General features: G+C 57.1%; 1 protein-coding gene. It reads right to left on the bottom strand.

Translation table 11 applies throughout. The features are described from left to right. Nucleotides 1-3: 3 nt before the first annotated feature. Entirely contained in the window at nucleotides 4-1,068 is a 1,065-nt protein-coding gene (psbA, locus tag ACVW0B_RS14325) for a photosystem II q(b) protein (RefSeq protein ID WP_011432036.1), read from the bottom strand. Nucleotides 1,069-1,145 lie beyond the last annotated feature (77 nt).

Raw genomic sequence — 1,145 nt, 5'->3', positions numbered from 1 at the left:
CCATCAGCCACGCACCGCAGGCGCTACCTCCACCGCCGCCAAATCCAGCGGGAAGTTGTGCGCATTCCGCTCGTGCATCACTTCCATCCCCAGGTTCGCCCGGTTCAGCACATCAGCCCACGTCCCAACCACTCGACCGTTGCTGTCCACAATCGACTGGTTGAAGTTGAACCCGTTCAGGTTGAACGCCATGATGCTGATCCCCAGCGCCGTAAACCAAATCCCAATCACCGGCCAAGCCGCCAGGAAAAAGTGCAGGCTCCGGCTGTTGTTGAACGACGCATACTGGAAAATCAACCGGCCAAAATACCCGTGCGCCGCCACAATGTTGTAGGTCTCTTCCTCTTGCCCAAACTTGTACCCCAGGTTCTGAGACTCCTCTTCCGAGGTCTCCCGAATCAGGCTCGAGGTCACCAGCGACCCGTGCATGGCACTAAACAGCGCACCCCCAAACACGCCAGCCACGCCCAGCTGGTGGAACGGGTGCATCAGGATGTTGTGCTCTGCCTGGAACACCAGCATGAAGTTGAAGGTCCCCGAAATCCCCAGGGGCATCCCATCCGAGAACGACCCCTGCCCAATCGGGTAAATCAAAAACACTGCTGTGGCCGCTGCCACGGGCGCAGAGTAAGCCACCGCAATCCAGGGCCGCATCCCCAAACGGTAGCTCAGCTCCCATTCGCGTCCCATGTAGCAGAACACCCCAATCAAAAAGTGCAGCACAATCAGCTGGTACGGACCGCCGTTGTACAGCCACTCGTCCAGTGAGGCGGCTTCCCAAATCGGGTAAAAGTGCAGGCCAATGGCTGCCGAAGAGGGCACTACAGCCCCAGAAATGATGTTGTTCCCGTACAGCAAGGAACCGGAAACGGGCTCGCGGATGCCGTCAATGTCCACCGGCGGAGCCCCAATGAAGGCGATGATAAAGCAGGTGGTGGCAGTCAGGAGGGTGGGAATCATCAGCACCCCAAACCAGCCAATGTAAAGGCGGTTATCGGTGGAGGTGACCCACTCGCAGAACTGCTCCCACACGTTGCTGGTTGAGCGACGTTGGATAACAGTAGTCATGAGGACAAACTTCCCTAAGGAAGCGCGAAGATTGACAACCTAAACTTAAAACATCCGTTAAGTTTCGTCAACTACCT

This window comes from Thermostichus sp. MS-CIW-23, from assembly GCF_054059455.1.
The sequence above is the reverse complement of the archived record's forward strand: the minus strand, read 5'-3'. Positions and strand labels throughout refer to the sequence as shown.